Annotated in this window: 18 protein-coding genes and 1 pseudogene; 9 read left to right on the forward strand and 10 right to left on the reverse strand. The window is 71.4% G+C overall.

Annotated elements, in window-relative coordinates; genetic code table 11:
* Positions 1-26: 26 nt before the first annotated feature.
* The 8 genes from AB0E07_RS02525 (at position 27) to AB0E07_RS02560 (ending at position 7970) form a co-directional block, all read left to right on the forward strand.
* Positions 27-947 (forward strand): hypothetical protein, encoded by a 921-nt coding sequence (locus tag AB0E07_RS02525; RefSeq protein WP_362245767.1) that lies wholly within the window; start codon positions 27-29, stop codon positions 945-947.
* A complete protein-coding gene (locus AB0E07_RS02530) occupies positions 944-1171 on the forward strand; it encodes a Trm112 family protein (RefSeq protein ID WP_362245543.1) in 228 nt (75 codons plus the stop codon). Before AB0E07_RS02525 ends, AB0E07_RS02530 begins: the two co-directional genes overlap by 4 nt.
* The gene (locus tag AB0E07_RS02535; protein WP_362245545.1) at positions 1168-1974 is read left to right on the forward strand and encodes an FkbM family methyltransferase; all 807 of its coding nucleotides are present in this window, start codon (positions 1168-1170) and stop codon (positions 1972-1974) included. The genes AB0E07_RS02530 and AB0E07_RS02535 overlap by 4 nt, the downstream gene beginning before the upstream one ends.
* Complete coding sequence (locus tag AB0E07_RS02540) at positions 1952-2584, forward strand: hypothetical protein (protein ID WP_362245547.1); 633 nt, start codon at positions 1952-1954, stop codon at positions 2582-2584. The genes AB0E07_RS02535 and AB0E07_RS02540 overlap by 23 nt, the downstream gene beginning before the upstream one ends.
* A 94-nt stretch (positions 2585-2678) precedes the next feature.
* Positions 2679-3572 (forward strand): hypothetical protein, encoded by an 894-nt coding sequence (locus tag AB0E07_RS02545; RefSeq protein ID WP_362245549.1) that lies wholly within the window; start codon positions 2679-2681, stop codon positions 3570-3572.
* 105 nt (positions 3573-3677) lie between these two features.
* Complete coding sequence (locus AB0E07_RS02550; protein ID WP_362245551.1) at positions 3678-5123, forward strand: acyl-CoA synthetase; 1446 nt, start codon at positions 3678-3680, stop codon at positions 5121-5123.
* Positions 5116-6471, forward strand: coding sequence for a carboxyl transferase domain-containing protein (locus tag AB0E07_RS02555; protein WP_362245553.1), 1356 nt, complete (start codon positions 5116-5118; stop codon positions 6469-6471). Before AB0E07_RS02550 ends, AB0E07_RS02555 begins: the two co-directional genes overlap by 8 nt.
* Before the next feature lie 461 nt (positions 6472-6932).
* A complete protein-coding gene (locus AB0E07_RS02560; protein WP_362245555.1) occupies positions 6933-7970 on the forward strand; it encodes a rod shape-determining protein in 1038 nt (345 codons plus the stop codon).
* Between the two features lie 86 nt (positions 7971-8056).
* On the opposite strand, the gene AB0E07_RS02565 is transcribed toward AB0E07_RS02560, so the two are convergent.
* From AB0E07_RS02565 to AB0E07_RS02590, 6 genes and pseudogenes are all read right to left on the reverse strand, one after another.
* The gene (locus tag AB0E07_RS02565) at positions 8057-8533 is read right to left on the reverse strand and encodes a hypothetical protein (RefSeq protein WP_362245557.1); all 477 of its coding nucleotides are present in this window, start codon (positions 8531-8533) and stop codon (positions 8057-8059) included.
* 492 nt (positions 8534-9025) lie between these two features.
* Positions 9026-9547, reverse strand: a complete 522-nt coding sequence (locus tag AB0E07_RS02570) for a transposase (protein WP_362245769.1) — start codon at positions 9545-9547, stop codon at positions 9026-9028.
* Positions 9548-9619: 72 nt separating this feature from the next.
* A complete protein-coding gene (locus AB0E07_RS02575; protein WP_362245771.1) occupies positions 9620-10168 on the reverse strand; it encodes a transposase in 549 nt (182 codons plus the stop codon).
* Positions 10165-10704 carry a winged helix-turn-helix domain-containing protein gene (locus AB0E07_RS02580; protein ID WP_362245559.1) on the reverse strand — a complete coding sequence of 180 codons (540 nt, stop codon included), beginning with the start codon at positions 10702-10704 and terminating at the stop codon, positions 10165-10167. Before AB0E07_RS02580 ends, AB0E07_RS02575 begins: the two co-directional genes overlap by 4 nt.
* 60 nt (positions 10705-10764) lie before the next feature.
* Positions 10765-11220 (reverse strand): annotated as a pseudogene (locus AB0E07_RS02585) (transposase); the annotation flags it as partial.
* Positions 11221-11235: 15 nt separating this feature from the next.
* Entirely contained in the window at positions 11236-11736 is a 501-nt protein-coding gene (locus tag AB0E07_RS02590; protein ID WP_362245561.1) for a transposase family protein, read from the reverse strand.
* Between the two features lie 5 nt (positions 11737-11741).
* Between AB0E07_RS02590 and AB0E07_RS02595 the strand changes: the two genes are divergently transcribed.
* The gene (locus AB0E07_RS02595; protein ID WP_362245563.1) at positions 11742-12170 is read left to right on the forward strand and encodes a transposase domain-containing protein; all 429 of its coding nucleotides are present in this window, start codon (positions 11742-11744) and stop codon (positions 12168-12170) included.
* A 150-nt stretch (positions 12171-12320) separates the two neighbouring features.
* On the opposite strand, the gene AB0E07_RS02600 is transcribed toward AB0E07_RS02595, so the two are convergent.
* The 4 genes from AB0E07_RS02600 to dgoD form a co-directional block, all read right to left on the reverse strand.
* Entirely contained in the window at positions 12321-13100 is a 780-nt protein-coding gene (locus AB0E07_RS02600; protein WP_362245565.1) for an NAD-dependent epimerase/dehydratase family protein, read from the reverse strand.
* A gap of 269 nt (positions 13101-13369) precedes the next feature.
* On the reverse strand, positions 13370-14017 hold the full coding sequence (locus AB0E07_RS02605; RefSeq protein WP_362245567.1) for a bifunctional 4-hydroxy-2-oxoglutarate aldolase/2-dehydro-3-deoxy-phosphogluconate aldolase: 648 nt from the start codon (positions 14015-14017) through the stop codon (positions 13370-13372).
* Positions 14018-14055: 38 nt separating this feature from the next.
* On the reverse strand, positions 14056-15057 hold the full coding sequence (locus AB0E07_RS02610; RefSeq protein ID WP_362245569.1) for a sugar kinase: 1002 nt from the start codon (positions 15055-15057) through the stop codon (positions 14056-14058).
* 127 nt (positions 15058-15184) lie between these two features.
* The gene (gene dgoD, locus AB0E07_RS02615; protein ID WP_362245571.1) at positions 15185-16309 is read right to left on the reverse strand and encodes a galactonate dehydratase; all 1125 of its coding nucleotides are present in this window, start codon (positions 16307-16309) and stop codon (positions 15185-15187) included.
* Positions 16310-16326 lie beyond the last annotated feature (17 nt).

Below are 16326 nucleotides of genomic sequence, written 5' to 3' on the forward strand. Positions count from 1 at the left end.
AGGGGACGCAGTCCATGTGGTGGGGAGTGGCCGCGGCCCTGTTGGCGAACGTCCTGTACAGCACCGGATTCGTCCTGGAGAAACGGGCGCTGGCCGCGCTGCCGCAGGTGACGGTCCGGCAACCCGCCCGGCTGCTGCGGCTGGTGCTGGGCAGCCCGCTGTGGATCGGCGGCTCCCTGGCCCTGGCCGCCGGGTTCGCCGCCCAGCTGGCCGTGTACCGCACCCTGCCGATCGCCGCGGCCCAGGGCCTGTTCGTCTCCGGCCTGGTCCTGCTGGTGCTGCTCTCCGCGCGGCTGCTGGGCGAGGAGACCACCGGACGCGAGCGGTACGCGCTCGTCGCGATCCTCGCCGCCCTGCTGATGGTGGTGCTCTCGCTGCGCGAGGGCCCCGAGGGCGGCGAGGCCGTCGGCCAGGACGCCCCGTACCCGCTGATCCTCCTGGTCTGCGTACCGACGCTGGCGGCCGGGGTGTGGCTCTACAACTCCGCCGAGCGCCGCACCCGGCACCGGCACCGGCTGCCCACCACGGGGGTCGAGTACGGCGTGGCGGTGGGGCTGCTCTACGGCGTCAGTTCGCTCGCCATCAAAGGGGTGTCGAGCCGGCTGTCCGCCGAGGGCTGGGGCGGGGCGCTGTCCGGACTGCTGCGCTCGCCGTACCCGTATCTGCTGCTGTTCACCGGCGCGTTCGGTCTGGTGATGTCGCAGGCGGCGCTCCAGCGCTGCCGGGCCTCGCTGATCGTTCCGGTGTGCACGACCGTGACCTGCCTCTTCACGGCGGTGCTCGGCACGCTCACGTTCGGCGAGGCGCTGCCGGAGGACCCGCTGCGGCTCACGCTGCGCGTCGCGGGCATCGCGCTCGCCGTCGCCGTCCTGCTGTCCATGCCCCGGCACGACCGGCCGGCGCGCACCCCACCCGCCCTCGGCGCCAAGGAGCTGACCCCACCGTGAACCCCGACGACCCGCTGCTGCTGATCCTGGCCTGCCCGCTCGACAAGGGGCCGCTGCACCTGCTCCCGCCGGACGGTCCCGCCGATCCGGGCGAGGCGCTGTACAACCCGAGACTGCGCCGCCGCTACCCGATCGTCGACGGCATCCCGCAACTGCTGCCGTCCTCCGGGGAGCAGGTCGGCGACGACGAACACGAGGCGCTCCTCAAACGGATGGTGCCATGAGCAGGACCCTCGCGGCCCGTGTGGCGCCGCTGCTGCCCGCACGCCTGGTCGCCGCGGCGGCCCGCGCGGTCTACCCGCGGTTCGAGCCCGAACTGGCCCGGCTGGACGAGTTGTGCCCGCCGACCTGCGGCACGGCGGTGGACGTCGGCGGCTGGTACGGGCCGTGGACGCACCGGCTGTCCCGGCGCGTCGGCCGGGTGGTGACCGTGGAACCGGTCCCCCGGCTGGCCCGGCTGCTCGCCTCGGGCGCCCCGCCGAACGTCCGGGTGGTGCAGGCCGCCGCCTCCGACCGGCCCGGCACCGCCCGGCTCTGGCTGCCGCCCGGCGACGCCGGCGACCGCGGGGTGTCCTCCCTGGTCCGCCGGGACATCCACGGCCGCGCCCTGGACGTCGGCTGTGTGACGCTGGACGAGCTGGGGCTGCGGGACGTCGGCTTCATCAAGATCGACGTGGACGGCAGCGAACTGGCCGTGCTGCGCGGCGCGACCGGCATCCTGGCCCGCGACCGCCCCGCGCTCTTCGTGGAACTGGAGTGCCGCATCCAGCCCGTCGAGCCCGTGGTCACCTATCTCTCCCTGCTCCGCTACCGCGGCTGGGTGCTGCCCGGCGCGCACTGGGTGCCGCTCGACGGGTTCCCGCTCAGGGCGCACCAGGCCGAGGCCGCGCACGTCGTCACCCGGGGCCTGCTGCGTCGGGTGCTGCCCGGCGGCGGACCGCGGTACGTCAACTCGGTGCTGTTCCTGCCGGACGGCCGCCGCCCCGGCGGGCCGGTGCGCGACCATGGGTCGCATGCCGTCCACTGAGCCCGTGTCCAGGCCCTTCGGCCCGCTCGACTTCCAGCTCGTCCTGCTGCGCCGGATGGCCGACCACAACCCGCTCCTGGTGGAGCGGGCCCGGCAGGAACTGGGCGTCCCGGTGGCCGGGATGCGCGAGGCCAACAAGAGATGGCAGGCGATGGTGCGCTCCCCGCGCGCCCGCACCGCCGCCTCCCGCTACCGCTCGGTCCTCGGCGCGCCCGAGTCGGTGGTGACGCGGAAGGTCGGCGACCTGGAGTGCGAGGCGTGGCTGTGGCCGGTCCCGCTCTGGCCCACGCTGCGCTTCGAGGCGCTGCTCGCGCCGGGCGGCGGCACGGTGTGGAACGAGTGGCTGGTCCGCGCCCCCGGCGCCGAGCCGCCGCCGCTGCGCACCCTCGCGGACCTGACCCCCTGGTCCTGCACCGCGGACGAGGCGGCCCGCGCCTTCGCCCCGGCCCGCCCCCTGGAGGGCTCGGCCCCCACCCGCTGGGGTCTCGCCTTCACGGCCCCCACCCCGGAGGGCACCCGCCACGCGTGCACGGCGGAGTTCACCTGGGGCCTGCTCCAACGCGTCTCGGTGGGCCCGGCGGAACACCCGCCCACGCCGAACCGGCCGTAGCCCGCCCGGGGCCGGGGCCGGGGAATTCGGTTGTCGCGGGCGCGCGGGACGTGGTTAGCCTGCGGGCGGTCCGTCCCCGACTCTGGAGCCCGCCGTGTCCCGTATCGCCCTGGTCACCTACGATCCCCGGCCCGAACCCAGCCACGACCGCGACCTGCCCGTGCTGCGGGACGCGCTGGCCGCAGCCGGTGCCGAGGCGGAGATCGTGTACTGGGACGACGAGGGCGTCGACTGGGCCTCCTACGATCTCGCGCTGATCCGGTCGACCTGGGACTACAGCTGGCGCACCGCCGAGTTCCTGGACTGGGTCGAGCGGTGCGGCAAGGCCACCCGGCTCGCCAATCCGGCCCCGGTCGTGCGGTGGAACCTCGACAAGCGGTACCTCGGGGACCTCGCCGCCGCGGGCGTGCCGGTCGTACCCACGCGCTATCTGCCGCCGGGTGCCGCCGCCGAGCTGCCCGACGACCACGAGTACGTCGTCAAGCCCACCTCCGGCGCCGGCGCGCGCTACGCCGCCCGGTACACCCCCGACCAGCGCGACCGTGCGCTGGGGCAGCTCGCACGGATGCACGAGGAGGGGTTCACCGCGATGGTGCAGCCCTATGTGCGCGGCATCGACACCCGTGGGGAGCGGGCGCTCCAGTTCTTCGGCGGGCGGCTGCTGCACGCGAGCCGCAAACAGGCGGTGCTGACGCCCGGCACGGACTTCGACGCGAAGAAGGTGGCCCACCCCGGCCTGGAGCCCTGGACCGCGTCCCCCGCCGAACTCGCCGTGGCCGAGCGGGCCTTGGCGGCCGTGCCGGACGCGGCCGGGCTGCTGTACGCGCGGGTGGACCTCGTCGACGGGGACGACGGGGAGCCACGGGTGATGGAACTGGAACTCGTCGAGCCGAACCTGTTCCTGTTCCTGCATCCCGGGTCGACCCACCGGGTGGTGGAGGCCGTACGGGCGGCGGCCGCGGACGGCGGGTCCCGTCACGCGGGGTGATAAGGGGCACAGGGCGGTGCGGTGGGGCGCAATCTGCCGTCCTGCGCGGGCGGGGCGCGGCATCGTGGTGCGGGACGGACGGTGACAGCAAAGGAGATACGACGCGTGTCCTCTCTCTTCCCGGCCCTGGCCGACGGCCCGGCCGACCGCTCGGCCCTGCGCTTCGGCGCGCGGTCCCTGACGTACGCGCAACTCGCCGCCGCGACCGGCGCCCTCGCGGACCGGATCGCGGGGCGCGGCCGGGTCGCGGTGTGGGCGACACCGGAGCTGGAGACCGCCGTCGCGGTGGTCGCCGCGCTGGAGGCGGGGATCGCCGCCGTGCCGCTGAACCCGAAGTCCGGCGGTACGGAACTGGGCCACATCCTGACGGACAGCGCGCCGGACCTGGCCCTCGCCGCCCCCGGTGACGAACTGCCACCCGCGCTCAAGGGCCTGGAGCGCGTCGACGTCGACGTACGGGCCACCGGCGCGCACCGCCCGGCACCGGCCACCGGCGAGGACCCGGCCCTCGTCGTGTACACCTCCGGCACCACCGGCCCGCCCAAGGGTGCCGTCATCCCCCGCAGGGCCGTCGCCCACACCCTGGACGCGCTCGCCGACGCCTGGGAGTGGACGGGGGACGACGTCCTGGTGCACGGGCTGCCCCTGTTCCATGTGCACGGCCTGGTGCTGGGCGTCCTCGGCCCGCTCCGGCGCGGCGGTTCGGTGCGGCACCTCGGCAGGTTCAGCCCCGAGGGCGTCGCGCGGGAGCTGGACGACGGCGCGACCATGCTCTTCGGGGTGCCGACGATGTACCACCGGATCGCCCAGGCGCTCCCCGAGGACCCGGGGCTGGCCCGGTCGCTGGGCGCGGCACGGCTGCTGGTCTCGGGTTCGGCGGCGCTGCCCGTCCACGACCACGAACGGATCGCGGCGGCGACCGGGCGGCGGGTGATCGAGCGGTACGGGATGACCGAGACGCTGATGAACACCGGTATCCGCGCGGACGGTGAGGCCCGCCCGGGGACGGTCGGGGTGCCGCTGCCGGGTGTGGAGCTGCGGCTGGTGGAGGAGGACGGCACGCCGATCGCCGGGTACGACGGGGAGACGGTGGGCGAGATCCAGGTGCGCGGGCCGAACCTGTTCACCGAGTACCTCAACCGGCCCGACGCCACGGCGGAGGCGTTCACCGCGGACGGCTGGTTCCGCACCGGGGACATGGCGGTGCGCGATCCCGACGGGTACGTCCGGATCGTGGGCCGCAAGGCCACCGACCTGATCAAGAGCGGCGGTTACAAGATCGGGGCCGGGGAGATCGAGAACGCGCTGCTGGAGCATCCGGCGGTGCGGGAGGCGGCGGTGACCGGGGAGCCGGACGCGGACCTCGGTGAGCGGATCGTGGCGTGGGTGGTCCCGGCCGATCCCGCGGCGCCGCCCGGTCTGGAGGAGCTGGCCGAACACGTCGCGCGGCGGCTCGCCCCGCACAAGCGGCCCCGCGTGGTGCACCACCTCGGGGCGCTGCCCCGCAACGACATGGGGAAGATCATGAAGCGGGCGCTGAGCCGTGGCTGACCGGCTCCGGGCCCGCGAGTTCCTCGCCCTGGTCTGCGACGACTTCGTCGAACTGCCCGCTCCGGAACGGGACTCCGGGCCGGACGGGCCGCTCGGCTGGCGCGGTTACGACGGTTCCCGGCTGCGGGCGGCGGAGCGCACCGGCGAGGAGGAGTCCGTGGTCTGCGGCACCGCGCGGGTCGAGGGGACGCGCGCGGTGCTGATCGCGTTCGAGTTCGGCTTCCTCGGCGGCTCGCTGGGCGAACGCACCGGTGACCGCCTGGAGTCGGCGTACGAGCACGCCCGCCGGTACCGGCTGCCCGTCGTGCCGCTGATCGCGACGGGCGGCAGCCGGATGCAGGAGGGTGTGCCCGCGCTGACCCAACTCCAGCGGGTGGCACGGCAGTCGGTGCTGACCCGGGAGGCCGGGCTGGCGCAGCTCGCGGTGTTGCGGGACCCCACGACCGGTGGCGGCTGGGCCACGCTGGGCGCGGGCGCCGACGTGGTGCTGGCGCTGCCCGGAGCGCAGGTCGGCTTCGCGGGGTCCCGGGTGCGGCCGGCGGACGCCGACCCGACGGCGTACACGGCGGAGGCGCAGGTCGCGGCGGGGGCGGCGGACGCGCTCGTGCCGCCCGAGGAGCTGCGCGGCACGCTCGGCAGGTGGCTGCGGCTGCTGACGGGGACCTCCACCGCGCCGGCCCCGGTCCCGGCGGCGCTCGGTTCCGCGGAGCTGCCGGCGACGGGCTGGGACGCGGTGCGGCGGGCGCGGTCCCCCGAACGTCCGCGCGCGGAGCGGTACTTGGACGCCTACTTCACCGATCGGGCCGCCATCGGCGGTGACCGGGCGGGCGGCACCGACCCGGAGGGCATGCTGTGCGGCTTCGGCACGCATCAGGGCCGTACCGTCGCGTACGCGGCGCAGACCGGGACGGCGACCCGGCCCGCCGGGTACCGCACGGCGGCCCGGCTGGTCCGGCTCGCGGACCGGCTCGGCATCCCGGTGCTGACCCTGGTGGACACACCGGGCGCCGCCAATGACGCGGAGGCGGAGCGGCAGGGGGCGGGCGCGGCCATCGCGGACCTGTTCGCGGCGGTGGCCGCCGCGCGCACCCCGGTCACCACGCTGGTGATCGGCGAGGGCGGCTCCGGCGGCGCGCTGGCACTGGCGGCACCGGGCAACACCTGGGCGGCTCCGGACAGTTACTTCTCGGTGATCGCGCCGGAGCTGGCGGCGGCGATCCTGAAGCGCCCGGCCGGGGAGGTGGAGGCGACGGCGGACCAACTCGGCGTCCGCCCGCAGGACTTGGTGGAGCTGGGAGTGGTCCGGGGTATCGCTCCGACCCGAACAGGGGATCAGTTGTTCCCTTGAACAGGTGATCGTCGCTCAGGAGATCACCCGTGCGGCGCAGCGCGGGCGATACTTACGGTGCGCGAGCGACGGGCTGCAGACCGTGGCCGGCGCGAGTCCCACAGATACCTCTGCAAGGAGAACGCACCATCATGAACCTTCTCACCGACGTCCTCGCCGGCCTGGTCCACTTCATCGGCCGGCTGGTCTGACGGCAGAGGACCGCCGAACAAGGAGCCGCCTCCCCGTCCCAGGGAGGCGGCTCCGTCCGTGTTCCCCCGAACGCGGGAACCATGCGCCCACCGACCACCGCCCCCGATCACACTTACACCACCCCTACATCAGACATAAGCCGCAAAACCCCCATTCAGCGGCGCCCCGCCCGGCCCACCACAACACGCGCCCGCTCCCCCGCCCCCGCACGATGCCAATGAGGCCCGCCACCCGGCGGCCCACGGTCTGTGCTCTCGGGAGGACCCGCCATGACCGCCAGTCTGGAGCAGCTGCGCCGCTGCCACTTCGCCGTGGACCTGGGCGCGGCACGGACCCGGGTGTACGTGAAGGGCGCCGGGCTCGTGGTCGACCAGCCCTCCGCCGCCGCCGTGAACACCCGGACCGGCGCGCTGATCGCGGTCGGCGAGTTCGCCGAGAAGATGACCGGCCGCACCCCGAGCTACATCCGCGTCGTCCGCCCCGTCTCCGGCGGCACGGTGGTGGACATCGAGATGGCCCAGCGCATGCTGCGGCACCTGCTCGGCGACAAGATCCGCCGCACCCTGCGCCGCAAGCCCCGGCTGCGCGCCGCGGCCTGCACCCCGCACGACGCCGATCCCCTGGCCCAGCGGGCGGCCATCGAGACGCTGGTGGGTCTCGGCGCGCGCCGGGTGGAACTGGTGGACACGCTCATCGCGGCGGCCGTCGGCTGCGGGCTGCCCGTGGAGCGGCCCGAGGCGACCATGATCATGGTGTGCGGGGCGGCCGCGACCCAGGTGGCCGTGCTCTCCCTCGGCTCGATCGTGACGGCCGACCGGATCCCGGTGGGCGGCGAGGCGGTGGACCACGCGATCGTCCAGCTCCTGCGCCACCAGCACGAGTTGATGCTCCCGAGCCAGTCGGTACGGCCGCTCCAGGTCGCCCTGTCCGGCAACGGCCTGACGCCGCACGGCCCGACCTCCACGGAGATCCACGGCAGGGACGTGGCGACCGGGCTGGCCCGCACGGTGCAGGTGGACACCGCCGCCGTGCGCAACGCCATCCAGACCCCGCTGACCGCCGTCCTCGACGGCATCGGCAAGGTGCTGCGGGACTGCCCGCCCGATCTGGTCGCCGACCTCGCGGACCGCGGGATCATGATGGTCGGCGGCAGCGCGCTCCTCCCCGGCTTCGACCAGATGCTGCGGCAGGCGACCGGGATGCCGGTGCACATCGCCGAACGCCCGGACGTGTGCGCCGTACAGGGCCTCGGCACCATGCTGGAGGGCAGGATCACCCCCCTGACCCTGGACCCGCTGGCCACGTAGGACCCCCCGCACTCCTCCCTCAATACACACCGGTGAGCCCGGTCGCGCCCTCGGCGCGACCGGGCTCACCGCGTCGGCCTGCCCCGTCACCGCTCCGCGCGGGGAGCGAGGAACCGCCGCAGACGCGCGTACTCGGCGGCCACCTCCGGTGCGGCGAGAAAGTCGTCGAGGGCGGCGGAGACCTCATGGTCGACGTCCTCGATCGCGCGCAGGGCCAGCTCGCGGATCTGGTCGCGCCCGTCGCCCTCCAGGTAGCCCTGCCAGTGCTCCAACGCACTGATGACGGCGACGACTTCGGTGTCCAGATCGCCGTCCGCCAGAATGCCCTCGTCGATCGTCGTGAGCGCCCGGCGCAACTCCCCCGCGCCGATCGTCAGGACGTTCGCGCACGCGCCGGTGAGCGCCGCCCAGGCGTCCTCGGTGAGCTCGTCCTCGTCGGCGTCGTCCAGCCGGTCCGCCCTCGCCAGACGGGTGACCGTGTCCGCCCCGAAGGCACGAACACCGTGCTCGGGCGCGGCGGCGACCAAGCGCCCTATCTCCACCTCAAGTTCGCTGTACCTCATGCCGGCACCCTAGTGAGCCATTCCGGCCCCGGGGCGGCGCTTCAGGCGGCTCCCTGCGGGCTCCGACGCCCTCACCAGGGCAAGGTTCCGACTCGGGGCCCCCGCCGCCTCCAGGAGGCGCCCGCCGGGGCTCCCCGGTCCATATCGGCCCACACCGGCCGATCCGGACGCGGACCGCGGGCCGCATCGTTTCTGCACGAGGAGTGCGCGGTGGGGCGGGTGGGACTCGAACCCATTTCAGTGACGCGTCTCACCTGCGACGATGCCAAAGGATCGGACATATCTATCCGTTTCCATCCGGCTGCGTCCTCCTCGATCCCGCTCCATCGAGGGCTGTTAGGCGTTCGCCACACCGACTTCTCGGCGTCCTGCACTTCCACCGCACAAGCGAAGCTCAGGACGGCTCTTCCGGCCAGCGTCCCCGAAGCACCGCACAAGTCGCCACGCGTTCCGGCTCTGTCCCGAGTTCAGTGAATCCCGTGAAGTTGATCTTCAGCGGTAGAGGAGTACGCGCTTGCGGAGGAGGTCGGGTTTGGCCCGGCCGTACATCTGTCGCTTGAGCATTTTGACCCGGTTGACGTGTCCTTCGACCGGGCCGGAGTTCCAGTGCAGGCTGAGGCCGGTCATGACGGCATCCCAATCCTTGCGTAACCCGGCGGCGAATCCTCGCAGCTCAGGCTGGGTGCTGTTCTCGGCGTCCGTGACCCACACCGCGAGCTTCTCTTCGCCGCGGAGGTTGACGAGCATCTCAGCGAACCGGGCGACCAGGTCGCAGGCGGTATCGAGGTCCGTGCAGCGGTCCCGGAGTTCCTTGAGGGTGACGCGGTTGTCCTCGGTGCGGTAGTCGGGGTGGGTGAGGACGACGGTGGTGACCTCGCGAGCGTGGGCACCGGTGTGGTGGCGTCGGACGGATCGTTCTGCCTGAGATTGCGGACGAAGCGCCGGACCGTGCGCTCGCTGACCTTCAAGCCGCGTTCGTCGAGTTCCTTGCGGAGGCGGTCGACTCTGGTGCAGCCCTCGTTGAAGCGGGCGAGGAGGTAGGCCGTGTGCTCGTCCAGGACGCTGCGCCGCCCGGTCGGGCGGCCACTACTGAGATTGCAGGCGTGATGTCGTCAGTGTGAGACCGGTCCCGGTGAGGCATCCGTCGATGATGTGGCTGCGGTATTGGATTTGGCGGAGGCCGTGCCGTAGCCGGCGGATGAGGTCGTCGGGGTCGGTGAAGGCAGTGTTGGCCTGGGTGGTCCGGCGGAGTACTGACCAGATGCCTTCGACGGGGTTGAGGTCGGGTGCGTAAGGCGGCAGGTGGTAGGCGGTGATCCAGTCCTGTGCGTCGATGAAGGCCCTCATGCGGCGGTCTTTGTGGACGTTGAGGTTGTCCCATATGAGGACGATGGGTCCGTCGAGCTGCTGGTGGGCGGCGATGAGGAGGTCGCGGTACTCGGTCCAGGCGAAGCTCTTGCGGCCGCCGCTCTTATGGTCGGTATGCCGTTTGGGCCGGTAGATCAGGCGGGAGCGTTCGCCGGGCCGGTAGCAACACAGGGCTGCCACGGAGAAGCGACGCTGGGAACGGCCCCTCACCCGGATAACCGGGGTGGATCCGCGTCTGCCCCACGTGCGTGAGGTCGGCGGCGTCATCGAGAATCCGGCCTCGTCTTCGAAGACGATCCAGGCCCCGAGCGCCGCCGCGGTGGTTCCAGATGCGGCCACGCATCCTTCACCCAGCCGGCAACGGCTGCCTCGTCGCGCTCGACCGCGCGACGGCCCGGAACCTGATGGCTCCAGCCATGCCGCCGCAGCATCTGGGAGATCCCGGACAACGTCATGGACTTGTGGAACCGTCGGCCGATCAGCGTCTTGATCCGATCGAGCGTCCATCGCTGGTCCGGCCAGCCGTGCGCGACCGGGCCCTTGACCAACTCCTCCTCGAGGATCGCGAAGAGCCGGTCATTCAGCTTCGGGCGGGACACCGGACCGCGGGAACGGAGCGCGTCCCGGCCGGCCTCCCGCCAGGACTGCCTCCACCGTTGAACCGACCGAACGCTGACCCGTAACTCCTTCGCGATCTCCGTACTGCCCCGCCCGTCGGCGAACATGGCGACCGCTTCCATCCGGACCCGCTCGCGGAACGCTTGTCTCTCCGCGGTCAGACCCCCACCCTGCGGATACCTCATACCTCCGGCCTACCGCGACGATCACCAACCGTCAGCCCCCACGGCAAGACGACTTCAAGGTCAGTAACCAGCTCGTCCGCGGTGGCCGCGCATGTACTTGCGTACGGTCTTGGGGTCCATCCGGAACTCGGCGACGATGCCGGAGTGGCTGACGCCCTTGGCCATGAGCGCGTGAACGGCGGCGTGCCGTTGCCGAGTCTGCTGGGTGCGCGTGCTCTCGGGAACGTCGGGTACGGCCTCCTGCTTCGCCGCCGGGGGTGGTTCCCACTGCGTGCGAAGCCGCTTGACCAGGCGTTCAGTGGCGTCGGCGAGGTTCTGCCAGAGGTGGAATCGGTCCGCGACCTGGGTGGCGGTGCCTGCTGCGCGGTCGGCTCCCTCGGCGTAACAGGCGGCACGGTCGCGGCAGATGATCTCGGTGCCGGGGTGGGCGGTGAGCCAGTTGGCCAGGGCGTCTGCGGAGCGTTCGGGCAGGACATCGACGGGGCGGCGTTCCTCCAGGTCGATCATGATCGGTCCGTAGTGGTTCCCCTTCTACAGGGCGAAATCGTCGACCCCGAGTACACGGACGGTCTTCACGTCCGGGTCGGGCAGGCTGCGGATGAGCCGGAGCAAGGCGTCCTTGCCGAGGCCGATGGCGTGGCGTTCGGTGAGGCGGGCGCCGGCGCGGCCGCCCAGGGCGAGAGCGATCTGCTCGCGGATCGTGCGCAGCAGCACGGTGCACCGGCCGTGCCGGAACGTCAGGCCGGATATCTGCTCGGCGAAGGTCCGGCGTTCGCAGCTGGCCCGGTCGCAGAAGAACCGGCGGACCTGCGGATGAAGCACGGTCTGCTGGTTCGAGATTGCGGTGTCGGAGGGCCTGCGCTCGTACCGGCTGTGCACCCGCGTCGCCGCTTCCCCGCACCCGGTGCAGACCGCCGACGTCTCCTTCCCCCGAGCCCGGATACAGACGGTCCGGCCTACGACTCGAACAAACTCGACGTGCAGACGTACGAAGTGCGGGAACAGGGCGGCGAGGAGGTTAGCGACAGACATCGGGCATGATCACGCCCGAGATAGATCAACATCTCGGGAATCACGGAACTCGCGACAGAGCCAATTTCTGCTGGCCGCCGTCATTCGTCCTGGCCCTGGCCTTCTTCGAACGGTCCTCCTACGAGGGCGTCTGGAGCAAACTCACCGCGGGCCTCGGCAATATTGTCGTGGCTCATGCGTGCGCGTCGTCTCTGTCACGGGCCCGCCGCCGGCTGGGCGTCGCCCCCTTGCGTGCCCTGTTCACCGTTCTGGCCGGGCCGGTGGCCACCCCTGCCCAGACCTGCGCCTTCTACCGCGGACAGCGCGTGGTCGCCATCGACGGCACCACTCTGAACGCCCCCGACGAACCCGCTGTGACCTGGCACTACCCCAAGCACATCGGCCCCGTACGCGAGTTCGGCTACCAAGTGGTCACTCGGCATCGAGAGTGGTGACGACGACGCGTACGCCCGGCGGTTCCCACGCGCCAGGTGAGCCTCCTTCCGCTGATCCGCGGCCGGCGCCAATGCCGTCAGAGGGCAAGGTCTGGGCCGCCGTCGGGATTCCATGGGTACGGCCGGCCCGCGAGCGGTTCACATGCTCTGTCACGTCGTCGCCCGCCGGGGACCGCTGAACATGCGGCACGGCCACGACTCCAGAGCAGGCAGGGAGCCAAGGGGCACAGGCAACTCCTGTCGCGGCGCCCACCCGAGGTCGCGCGCTGCGTTGTTGACGTCCCAGGCGCGTGCACCGTGGATCGAGACTCCGTGGTAGACACCCGCCCCGGAGGCGGACAAGGCATGTCGAACCAGCGCGGCCGCATCCGCCTCACCCAGCCAGCCGTCTGCCAGTTCGCGATGTGTCAGCGGCCAGCCGGTGAGCCCTAGTCGCAGGCAAGAGGCCCCAGCGCCCGTAGCATCGTGATGCAGTGCGGCGGCCGCCTCCATCGCCGCCTTGCCGGTGCCGTAGTGGCAGCACGGGCGCGCAGGCCGATCGGTTGCAACGGGAACGTGCCCTTCTCGGTAGGCTCCGCCGGCGGCGTGCACCGAGCTGGCCAGCACCACGGTGGGCACACTCTCCTCCGCGGCGGCGTCGAGCGTGTTCTGTGCCAGTGTCAGATTGTCGATCGCGACGGGCCACGGCAACCACGGACTGGCGTTTGCGGCAAGATGGAGCACCGCGTCGGCCCCCCGCATCGCCCGTCGCAGAGGTTCCGGGTCGCGCATGTCGCTGATCGTGATTCGCTCAGGTGAGAATGAAGGGTCTCCCACAGACCTGTCAATGACATGAATACGCCAGTTCTTGGCCAGCGGAGGCACAACTACTCCCGCGACCCGGCCGAAGCCCCCGGTTACCACCAGCCGCCGGGACTCAGTACGTCGCATCGAATGCTCCTCATCGCATCAGCAAGCGTCGACGGAGACCCGAAGTCTCCAGGCTCTCCCGGGACCCGAGGCCCAGGCAGAAAGACGGAAGGTTCCAGCCGGACACACACGCCGTCTTCTCCTCTCTTCACGATCGCCCTCACGGCTCGCCCGGCGCGTTGGCTGCTGCTCGGCCCAGCCGGAACCGTCATCCAGCCGAACGCATGACCACCAGCGCGCGCCCACGCCGCGCCGCGTCGCAGTGCCTTCCGCACCGCCGGACAGGATGGTCATGCCCTCGCCGTGCGCTCGGCCTTCTCTCGGGCCACCGCGGTGCGCAACTGCCGCACCCTGCCCTCGATCGAGCGAGGGTCTCCTGAAGTCAGTTCGCTGCCGATTCCCACAGCCACCGCACCGGCCCGGATGTAGTCGGGCGCCAGCTCGAGGGGCACGCCGCCGGTGGGAACCAGGGCGAGCTGTGGGAAGGGAGCAAGCAGATGTCTCACGGCGTCCGCACCGTATACGCTCGCGGGGAACAACTTGACGAAGTCGGCGCCTTCCTCGATCGCCGTGACGGCCTCGGTGGGGCTCAGTGCGCCCGCCAGGGTCGCCATGCCGTAGCGATGTGCGGCTCGGAGGACAGTGCGGTTCACCGTGGGAGATACGACGAATCGTGCGCCGGCGAGCTCGCTCATGCGTACGGTGGCTTCGTCCAGGACGGTGCCGACACCGATCAGAGCTTCGTGCGTCGACCAGCCGTGGCTCAGGTCCGCGACGACATCAAGGGCCCCGGGAGTGGTCATCGACACCTCCACGACGCGCTGACCGGCTTTCAACAGGGCTAGTGCCTGCTCTCGGGCGAGATCAGGGCTCTGTGAGCGGACCACAGCGACGACCCCATCTCGGGCGATTCGGCTGGCAGTCTCGTAACGCGGCATGACTCCTCCGACGACGGTGTCCGTGGGGTGCTTGGTGTTCAGAGGTGTGGGCTCGCCTCGGCAGGGGAACCGTGTCCGGGCCATTCGTTGCCGTGCTTCGCCCGTGCTACCAGCGCTGCCGGGGCGGTAGGCAGGTCGGCAACGTCCGAGAGCGATGTCATCGCGGCACCGGCCAGCAAGTGCCCGAGTCGCAGGCAACCGGCATCGTCAAGGCCCACGAGGGCTCCGTGAATCCATCCTGCGGCGAACGCGTCACCGGCACCGACGGGTTCGACCACGTCGACGGGCAGCGCGGGCACCGCGGTCCGACGGCCTCCGCGGAAGGCGACGGCCTCTCTGCCGCCGTCCTTCACTACGACGACGTCCGGACTCGGGAGATGGTCCCGGACCGCTCCCGCGGTGCAAGATTTCCACAGGGTCTGCGCCTCGTCGAGGCCGACGAAAACCACATTGCAACGATCGGCGATGGCCATGAGCGACTGTGCCGCAGCGTCGCGGGCTGGCCAGAGGGACGGGCGGTAGTTGACGTCGAAACTGACACTCGCTCCCGTGTCACCCGCGAGCTCGATCAGCGAGATGACCGCTTCACGACAGTTCTCCGACAAGGCCGGCGTCACACCGGTCAGGTGGATCCAGCGGGGACGCACCGCAGCGATCCGTTCCGCGTACTCTCCGTCCATGAGCGTGGCGGCCGAGCCGGACCGGTAGTAGTAGATGTCGGACCCTTCGGGCGCGGGGTCCTTGAAGTAGACGCCCGTTCTGCGTCCCGGCATCGTACGCGCGAGCTTCGTCACCACGCCGTGCCGACGGAGTTCGCCAAGGACACGGAGACCCATCGGGTCGTCTCCGACGAATCCGGCCCAGAACGCGGCTGTGCCCAGCCTCGAGAGGGAGATCGCGACGTTCGACTCGGCGCCCGCCACCCCGAAGGCACAGGCGGACGCCTCGTGAAGACGAAGGCCGTCGATCGGCACGATCTGCGCCATCGTCTCGCCCAGACAGACGACGGCAGGCCCTCCTTCCACCACAGGCCGGGTCATCGGGCTTCCGCCTCGTGCATGGTCACGGACGTTCCGACGGCTCCCTCGTCCGGCCGGCGCCCGGTCTTCATGGTCCCCATTCTGTCCCGCCTGTTCGAGGTGTCGAGTGCTTCGCTGTCGGCCCGCGTCACCAGTCACCGTGCGATCCGTCCTGGTGGGTGAAGCGGGGTGTGGTCCAGTCGCCGGCGTAGACACGGTCCATGAGCTGTGCTTCGTCGACTTCGATGCCCAGGCCCGGCCCGGTGGGTACGGCTATGTGTCCGTTCTCGACCGAGAACGGGACCGCCAGGATCCCGGCGCCGAGATCGGCGCCGTCGTCCAGTGCCAGATACTCCTGGATCAGGAAATTGGGTGTGCTGGCCGCCACTTGAAGGCAGGCGGCCAGCGAGACGGGCCCCAGGGGGTTGTGCGGAGCGAGCGCGACGTAGTGGGCCTCGGCCATGGCGGCGATCCGACGGACTTCGCTGATCCCGCCGGCATGGCACAGGTCGGGCTGGACGACGGACACGGCCCGGCGTTCGAGGAGTTCCCGGAAGCCCCACTTGGTGAAGATCCGTTCGCCGGCCGCGATCGGCACGTTCGTCGCCCTGGCGATCTCCGCCAGGGCGTCGACGTTCTCTGGGAGACACGGCTCCTCGATGAAGAGGGGGCCCATCGGACTCAGGCGTTCTGCCAGGCGTCGGGCCATGGCAGGTGACGTGCGGCCGTGGAAGTCGAGCGCGATGTCGAAGGCGGGGCCCACAGCCTCGCGAACCGCAGCGACGCGGGCAACCTGGCGGTCGACGTACTCCACTGTGTCGAGGGCCCTTACCGGTCCGTCCAACCCGAACTTGATCGCCGTCATTCCCGCGGACCGTGAGCGCCGCGCGGCTTGGGCGAACTCCGCGTCCGTGACGCCCCGGGCGTGCCCGTACATGCGCACCGAATCACGAACAGCGCCGCCCAGCAATGCGTGGACGGGGACTCCCAGGTCCCTGGCGGTGATGTCCCACAGCGCCTGGTCGATTCCACTGATCGCACTGCACAGGACGGCTCCGCCGCGGTAGAAGGCCCCACGGTACATTCCCTGCCAGTGGTGTTCGATCCGTCTGGGATCGCGCCCTGCGAGGTATTCCGCGAGGTCGCCGATCATGCGCTCGACGACCCTCGCCTGCCCTTCGACAACGGCCTCACCCCATCCGATGACACCCTTGTCGGTCTCCACCGCCACGAACAGCCATCTAGGGCGAACGTGAAAGGTGCGGACCTTCACTATTCTCACCGCGAATC

Source organism: Streptomyces sp. NPDC048002 (assembly GCF_040653275.1).
Classification (GTDB): Bacteria; Actinomycetota; Actinomycetes; order Streptomycetales; family Streptomycetaceae; genus Streptomyces.